At 70.9% G+C, this 7,480-nt stretch carries 7 protein-coding genes; all 7 read left to right on the forward strand.

All coding sequences use genetic code 11. The features are described from left to right. Positions 1 to 306: 306 nt before the first annotated feature. The 7 genes from PIJ49_RS16655 (at position 307) to PIJ49_RS16685 (ending at position 7,131) form a co-directional block, all read left to right on the forward strand. Positions 307 to 1,497 (forward strand): mannitol-1-phosphate 5-dehydrogenase, encoded by a 1,191-nt coding sequence (locus tag PIJ49_RS16655; protein ID WP_066654917.1) that lies wholly within the window; start codon positions 307 to 309, stop codon positions 1,495 to 1,497. A 50-nt stretch (positions 1,498 to 1,547) separates the two neighbouring features. Further along, positions 1,548 to 1,988, forward strand: a complete 441-nt coding sequence (locus PIJ49_RS16660; protein ID WP_066654915.1) for a hypothetical protein — start codon at positions 1,548 to 1,550, stop codon at positions 1,986 to 1,988. Then, positions 1,985 to 2,365: a hypothetical protein gene (locus PIJ49_RS16665; protein ID WP_066654913.1), complete on the forward strand. Its 381-nt coding sequence runs from the start codon at positions 1,985 to 1,987 to the stop codon at positions 2,363 to 2,365. The genes PIJ49_RS16660 and PIJ49_RS16665 overlap by 4 nt, the downstream gene beginning before the upstream one ends. A gap of 163 nt (positions 2,366 to 2,528) precedes the next feature. Further along, a complete protein-coding gene (serA, locus tag PIJ49_RS16670) occupies positions 2,529 to 4,118 on the forward strand; it encodes a phosphoglycerate dehydrogenase (protein WP_251155579.1) in 1,590 nt (529 codons plus the stop codon). An 11-nt stretch (positions 4,119 to 4,129) separates the two neighbouring features. Then, on the forward strand, positions 4,130 to 5,197 hold the full coding sequence (locus tag PIJ49_RS16675) for a 3-isopropylmalate dehydrogenase (protein WP_271827120.1): 1,068 nt from the start codon (positions 4,130 to 4,132) through the stop codon (positions 5,195 to 5,197). Between the two features lie 14 nt (positions 5,198 to 5,211). Continuing rightward, positions 5,212 to 6,336: a branched-chain amino acid aminotransferase gene (locus PIJ49_RS16680; protein WP_251155581.1), complete on the forward strand. Its 1,125-nt coding sequence runs from the start codon at positions 5,212 to 5,214 to the stop codon at positions 6,334 to 6,336. 24 nt (positions 6,337 to 6,360) lie between these two features. Then, entirely contained in the window at positions 6,361 to 7,131 is a 771-nt protein-coding gene (locus PIJ49_RS16685; protein WP_271827121.1) for a fumarylacetoacetate hydrolase family protein, read from the forward strand. Positions 7,132 to 7,480: the final 349 nt, after the last annotated feature.

Consider the following 7,480-nt stretch of genomic DNA (forward strand, 5'->3'; position numbering starts at 1 on the left):
CGCCGGGGGTTTGTGGGTTTTATGTCTAACGACGCCTAGTGGGGGGCGGGGGGGGCCGGGGGGGGGGGGGGGGGCCCCCCCCCCCCCCCGGGGGGGGGGGGGGGGCCCCCCCCCCCCCACGCGACGTGACCCGAACGACATGCACCTGTACCCCTCCAGCTCCAGCGCCAGCACCTGGCGCCCCCGTGGCGTCCCCGTACCCGGGCGCTCCGCTTCCGTGACCCGTCCTGCAGTGCTGCCGATGCCGCTCCGCGGCGTCGCGAGGAGTGGTCACGACCGGGTCCTCCGACGTGGGAGGATCATCGGATGGCGGTGACGAAGCGAGCGGTCCACATCGGCGCCGGCAAGATCGGGCGCGGGTTCGTGGGTCAGTTCCTGGTCGCGAGCGGTTACGAGCTCACCTTCGTCGACGTGGACGACCGCGTGGTCTCCGCGCTCAACGACGCCGGCCGCTTCGTGGTCCACGAGGTCGGCGAGCAGCCCGTCGAACACCTCGTGTACGGCTTCCGTGCACTCAGCAGCAAGACCGACCGTGAGCGCGTCGTCCAGGCGATCGCCGAGGCCGACGTCGTCACGACCGCCGTCGGTGCACGCACGCTGCCGCTCGTCGCCCCCGTCATCGCCGAGGGCCTCGCGGCACGGGCGCCCGAGCGCGGCGACGTCACGGTCGTGGCCTGCGAGAACGCCTTCAACGCGACGGACTCGCTGCACGCCAGCATCCGACGCGCCCCGATCCTCGAGGACCGTCACGTCGCGGCGGTCTTCGCGAACTGCGCGATCGACCGCATCGTCCCGGACCAGTCCGGGGTGCTCGGACAGTCCGGTGGTCTCGACGTCGTGCTCGAGCCGTTCTACGAGTGGGTCATCGAGCGCACCCCCTTCGCTCCGTCCGACGCCGAGCCGCCGCAGATCGACGGCGTCACCTGGGTCGACGACCTGCAGCCGTTCGTCGAGCGGAAGCTCTACACGGTGAACACCGCCCACGCGACCGCGGCGTACCACGGCTTCGTCCGCGGGATCCGACTCATCCGCGAGGCCCTCGAGGACCGCGAGGTCCGCGCCGAGGTCGACGGGGTCCTCGCCGAGACGACCGCGCTGCTGGTCGCCAAGCACGGGTTCGACCCGGCCGAGCACGCCCGCTACGTCGCTGCGAACCTCACCCGCATCGCGAACCCGCTCCTGCCGGACACCACGGCGCGTGTGGGGCGCAACCCGCTGCGGAAGCTCGGACGGCGTGAGCGCTTCATCGGCCCGGCGTCGCAGCTGGCCGAACGCGGGCTCCCGGTCGAGCACCTGCTCGGAGCGGTCCGGGTCGCCCTGGCGTTCGACGACGAGAACGACCCCGAGTCGATCGAGCTGCACGCCCTGCTCCGCTCCGGCGCGACGGCGCACGCACTCACCGAGATCCTGACCGGGCTCGTGGAGAGCCACCCGCTGTTCCCCGCGGTGCGCGACGTCGTCGCCGGGGTCCTCGCGACCCAGCCCGCCGACGTCTGAGCGGTCCCTCGTGGTGTCCGCCGTCGCGGGTCCCTCGTAGAATCGTCCCCATGACCACGGCAGCATCCCCGCCCGACGGCTCGGTCGACCACGACGACGACGCCCTCAGCTGGGGCGACGCGGACGACGCGACCCACGTCGACGCGGCCCACAACCCGGTCACGGTGAAGGGCCACGGCGGACGCGACCCGGAGCGCCCGGAGACCTCCGGTGCCCTGGTCGGCTTCGGGGTCTTCGGCGGGCTCTACCTGCTCTACACGGTGGCGTGGCTGCTCACCGCCTCGACCGCGTACGTCGCGAACGTCGACACGCTGCTCACCGTCTTCGTCGAGGTCCTCCGCTTCCTGTCGATCGTCGCGCCCGCGCTGTGGTTCACCGTGGTGCTCTGGGCCGGTCGTGGTCGTCGGACCCGCACGCGGCTGCTGTGGATGCTGCTCGGAGCCGCCGTGCTCTTCCCCTGGCCGTTCCTCATGACCAGGAGCTTCGGGTGACCGCCACGACACCGGCAGCCCGCCGGACCTCGTCCCCGCTCGTCGGCCGCATCGTCGTCTGGGTGGTCTTCGGCGCGCTGTTCGCCTACATGACCGTCCAGAGCGTCGGGAACCTCGTCACCGTCTCGCAGTCGGTTCGCGCGTTCAACACGTTCCTCGAGACGACCTCCGGTGGTTCGTCGCTGCAGCGCAGCACCCCCTGGGGCTGGCTCGTCCTCGACATCGCGATCGCGCCCGTCGCGTTCGTGGTCGCCCTCTGGACGACGCGCCGGGCTCGGCTGTCGGTGACGGTCGGTGTCTTCGTCGTCGCGTTCGCCGCGGCGGGCGCGCTCTGGCTCGACCTCCAGCTGTTCGTGCCGCGCCTGCTCGACTTCTGACGCACGTCGCGACCGTCCCACGGACGGGAGGCACGGTGCCCGCTGGCTCCGCGCCTCCGGACCGGCGCGTGGTTCCGTCGGGGACCGACGGTGCGGTCGTAACCGGGTCCCCGCGTCGATACGATGGTGGGATACCGCCCGTCTCGTGTGAGGAACTGCAGCTGTGCCGAAGCCGGTCGTCCTGATCGCCGAAGAACTCTCGCCCGCCACCGTCGACGCCCTCGGGCCCGACTTCGAGATCCGGAACGTGGACGGTACCGACCGTGCCGCGCTCCTGTCCTCCCTCGCCGACGCGCACGCCGTGCTGGTGCGGTCCGCCACGAAGATCGACGCCGAGGCCATCGCCGCGGCGCCGCAGCTCAAGGTGGTCGCCCGCGCGGGCGTCGGCCTGGACAACGTCGACATCAAGGCGGCGACCACCGCCGGCGTGATGGTCGTCAACGCGCCGACGTCGAACATCATCTCGGCCGCCGAGCTCACGGTCGGCCACATCCTGTCGCTCGCGCGCCACATCCCCGCGGCCCACGCGTCGCTCGCGGCCGGCGCGTGGAAGCGTTCGTCGTACACCGGCGTCGAGCTCTACGAGAAGACCGTCGGCATCATCGGCCTCGGCCGCATCGGCGCGCTCATCACGCAGCGCCTGCAGGCGTTCGGCGTCTCGGTCATCGCGTACGACCCCTACGTCACGACGGCCAGGGCCCAGCAGCTCGGGGTCGAGCTGGTGTCGCTCGAGGACCTCCTCCGTCGTGCGGACTTCACCACGATCCACATGCCGAAGACGCCGGAGACGGTGGGCATGATCTCGGACGAGCAGTTCGCGCTCATGAAGCCGACCGCGTTCGTCGTGAACGTCGCCCGCGGCGGCCTGATCGACGAGGACGCCCTGCACCGGGCGCTCACGTCCGGGGAGATCGCCGGCGCCGGCCTCGACGTCTTCGTGTCCGAGCCGCCGAAGGACTCGCCGCTGCTCGCGCTGCCGAACGTCGTCGTCACGCCGCACCTCGGCGCCTCGACGGACGAGGCCCAGGAGAAGGCCGGCGTCTCCGTCGCGAAGTCCGTGCGCCTCGCTCTCGGCGGCGAACTCGTGCCGGACGCGGTCAACGTCGCCGGCGGCGTCATCGACCCGTACGTCCGCCCGGGGATCCCGCTCATGGAGAAGCTCGGTCAGGTCTTCACCGGCCTGGCCACCTCGCCGGTGACGAGCATCGACGTCGAGGTGCACGGCGAGCTCGCGCAGTACGACGTCAGCGTGCTGAAGCTCGCAGCCCTCAAGGGCGTCTTCACCGACGTCGTCAGCGACCAGGTCTCGTACGTCAACGCCCCGCTCATCGCGGAGCAGCGCGGCGTGAGCGTCCGGCTCATCACCGACGCCGACAGCCCGGAGTACCGCAACGTCCTCACCATCCGCGGTGCCCAGTCCGACGGGCCCGCGATCAGCGTGTCCGGCACGCTGACCGGTGCCAAGCAGGTCGAGAAGCTCGTGGAGATCAACGGCCACGACGTCGAGGTCGCCCTCGACGCGCACCACGTCGTGATGGTCTACACCGACCGCCCCGGCATCGTCGCGGTCTACGGCAAGGAGTTCGGCGACGCCGGCATCAACATCGCCGCGATGCAGATCTCGCGCGAGGCCGCCGGCGGGCAGGCGCTGAGCGTCCTGACGGTCGACTCGCCGGTGCCCGCGGAGATCCTCGAGCACGTGCGCTCCACCATCGACGCGACCTCGCTCCGCGAGATCGACATCACGCTGTAGGGGTCCGGGACATGGCACAGACGCTCAAGCTGGCGGTCGTCCGCGGCGACGGCATCGGGCCCGAGGTGGTGGACGAAGCGCTGAAGGTCCTGCACGCGGTGCTGCCGGACGACCTCGACGTGCAGGAGACCGCCTTCTCGCTCGGTGCCGCCCGGTACCTCGAGACGGGCGACATCCTCACCGAGGACGACATGTCCGCCATCGCCGAGCACGACGCGATCCTGCTCGGCGCCGTCGGCGGCGACCCGCGCGACCCGCGACTCGCGGGCGGGATCATCGAGCGTGGACTCCTGCTGAAGCTGCGCTTCGCGTTCGACCACTACGTCAACCTCCGCCCCACGACGGTGTACTCCTCGGTCGCGAGCCCGCTCGCCGACCCGGGCGCGGTCGACTTCGTCGTCGTGCGCGAGGGCACCGAGGGCCCGTACGTCGGCAACGGCGGCGCGATCCGCGTCGGCACGCCGCACGAGATCGCCACCGAGGTGTCCCTCAACACGGCACACGGTGTCGAGCGCGTCGTCCGGTACGCCTTCGACCTCGCCTCCCGCCGCCCGCGGAAGCACCTGACCCTCGTGCACAAGAGCAACGTGCTCGTGCACGCGGGTTCCCTCTGGCAGCGGACGGTCGCGGCGGTCGCCGAGGAGCACCCGGACGTGACCGTCGACTACCAGCACGTCGACGCGGTGACGATCCACATGGTCCGCGAGCCCGGGCGGTTCGACGTCATCGTCACCGACAACCTGTTCGGGGACATCATCACCGACCTGGCCGGCGCGATCAGCGGCGGCATCGGTCTGGCGGCCTCGGGGAACATCAACCCGGACGGCACCTTCCCCAGCATGTTCGAGCCGGTCCACGGTTCCGCGCCGGACATCGCAGGCCAGCAGGTCGCCGACCCGACCGCCGCCGTCCTGTCCGTCGCCCTGCTGCTCGACCACCTCGGTCGTGCAGACCTGGCGGCGGCCGTGACACAGGCGGTCGAGGCCGACCTCGCGAGCCGGGGCACCATGCCGCGCAGCACGGCCGAGGTCGGCGACGCCATCGCCGCCGCGGTCGCAGCACGCACCACCACCGCCTGACAGGAGTCACCCCGATGAGCAGCACCGACACCGAGACCGACGGCGACTTCGCCCTCGAGTTCGCGAACACGCCGTCGCCCGAGCGTCGGGCCGCGGCCGAGCGCGAGGAGATCCTCGCCGACCCGGGCTTCGGCAAGTACTTCACCGACCACATGGCCACCGTCGCGTGGTCGCTCGAAGCCGGCTGGCACAGCGCATCGATCCACCCGTACGGACCGCTGACCCTCGACCCCAGCGCCAGCGTGTTCCACTACGCGCAGGAGATCTTCGAGGGCATGAAGGCCTACCGCCACGCGGACGGGTCGGTGTGGTCCTTCCGGCCGGACGCGAACGCGCGCCGCTTCCAGCGCTCGGCCCGTCGGCTCGCGCTCCCGGAGCTGCCGCTCGAGGTCTTCGTCGAGTCGGTCCGGCAGCTCGTCCGCGCCGACGTGGACTGGGTGCCGTCGGCGCCGGAGACCAGCCTGTACCTGCGTCCGTTCATGATCGCGACCGAGTCCTTCCTCGGCGTCCGTGCCGCGCAGGAGGTCGCGTACCACTGCATCGCCAGCCCGGCGGGGGCGTACTTCACGTCCGGACCGAAGCCCGTGAGCATCTGGCTGTCGACGAAGTACGCCCGTGCCGCACGTGGCGGGACCGGGGCTGCGAAGACCGGCGGGAACTACGCCGCGTCCCTGCTCCCGCAGCAGGAGGCCTACGAGCAGGGCTGCCAGCAGGTGATGTTCCTCGACTCCGAGGAGGGCCGGTACCTCGAGGAGCTCGGCGGCATGAACGTCGTGCTCGTGCGGTCGGACGGCACGCTCGTCACGCCGGACTCGGAGTCGATCCTCGAGGGCATCACCCGCGACTCGATCCTGCAGCTCGCCGAGGACCGCGGGCTCCGGGTGGAGCGTCGTCGGGTGACGCTCGACGAGTGGCGGGACGGGGTGGCCGACGGCTCGATCACCGAGGCGTTCGCCTGCGGGACGGCCGCGGTGGTCACGCCGATCGCGGAGCTCCGCGGCGAGGGCTTCACGATCGGGTCGCCGACCGTCGGTGCCGGCGAGTTGACGATGTCGCTCCGCCAGGAGCTGACCGACATCCAGTACGGCCGTCGTCCCGACCCCCACGGGTGGATGACGCGCCTGACGGACCCGGCCTGAGCCGCGGATCGGTAGGGTCGAACAGTGAAGATCGCACGGTTCAGCAGCACGGGTGAAGACCCGCGGTACGGCATCCTCGACGAGCGTGACCTGGTCGTCCTTGCGGGGGACCCGATGTACCAGGGGTTCGAGACGACGGGGGAGCGGGTGCCGCTCGCCGACGCCAAGCTCCTCGCACCGGTGATCCCTCGGTCGAAGGTGATCGGCGTCGGCCTGAACTACGCCGAGCACGCGTCGGAGATGGACGAGCGGTCGGGGGACGACCCCGTGGTCTTCCTCAAGCCGAACACCGCGGTCGTCGGTCCGGACGACCCCATCCGTCTGCCGGCCGAGGTCGGCCGTGTCGACCACGAGGGCGAGCTCGCCATCGTGATCGGCTCGCTCGCCAAGAACGTCCGGCGCGAGGACTTCGCGAGCGTCGTGCTCGGGTACACGATCGCGAACGACGTGACTGCGCGCGACCTGCAGGCCCGCGACGGACAGTGGACGCGAGCCAAGGGCTTCGACACCTTCTGTCCGCTCGGTCCGGTCATCGAGACCGAGATCGACCCGTCGGACATCCGACTCGAGACCCGCGTGGACGGCGAGCTGCGCCAGGCGGCGTCGACCAGCGAGATGGTGCACGACATCCCGTCCCTGGTCGAGTTCGTGTCGTCGATCTGGACCCTCCTGCCCGGCGACGTCATCCTCACCGGTACCCCGGCCGGGGTCGGGGCCATCCGCGACGGCGAGGTGGTGGAGGTCCTCATCGAGGGGATCGGCTCGCTGAAGAACCCGGTCATCGCTCGCCACTGAGTGCTCGCGACACCCGAACGGCCCGTTCCCACAGGGGAGCGGGCCGTTCGCCGTACCGGGGCCACGAGGTGCCGACCGTGCGACACGCCCGGGAAGTTGGTGGTGTTGGTGGTGTGGTCGGGCCGTGCGTAGAGTAATCACTCGTTGCCGCTGAGGCGGAGAACGGAACGGCCGAGACGGTCACCGGGTTCACCTGGAGATCTTGTCCGCCACGGTTCTTCCCCGGCAACGAACTTCCAGCCCCTCTGATGAGGTTCCACTGTGGTGGTGCTGAGTGGGGGGTGCGTCTGGTCCTTGAGAACTCAACAGCGTGCACATTGTCAATGCCAATTATTTTGACCCCGTGCGA

It is taken from the genome of Curtobacterium uvaldense (assembly GCF_028307415.1).
Lineage (GTDB): Bacteria > Actinomycetota > Actinomycetes > Actinomycetales > Microbacteriaceae > Curtobacterium.

What these genes read in the sequence shown, in the direction of transcription:
- PIJ49_RS16655 (WP_066654917.1), top strand. Translation starts at nt 307, where the DNA reads ATGGCGGTGACGAAGCGAGCGGTCCACATCGGCGCCGGCAAGATCGGG.
- PIJ49_RS16660 (WP_066654915.1), top strand. Translation starts at nt 1,548, where the DNA reads ATGACCACGGCAGCATCCCCGCCCGACGGCTCGGTCGACCACGACGAC.
- PIJ49_RS16675 (WP_271827120.1), top strand. Translation starts at nt 4,130, where the DNA reads ATGGCACAGACGCTCAAGCTGGCGGTCGTCCGCGGCGACGGCATCGGG.
- PIJ49_RS16680 (WP_251155581.1), top strand. Translation starts at nt 5,212, where the DNA reads ATGAGCAGCACCGACACCGAGACCGACGGCGACTTCGCCCTCGAGTTC.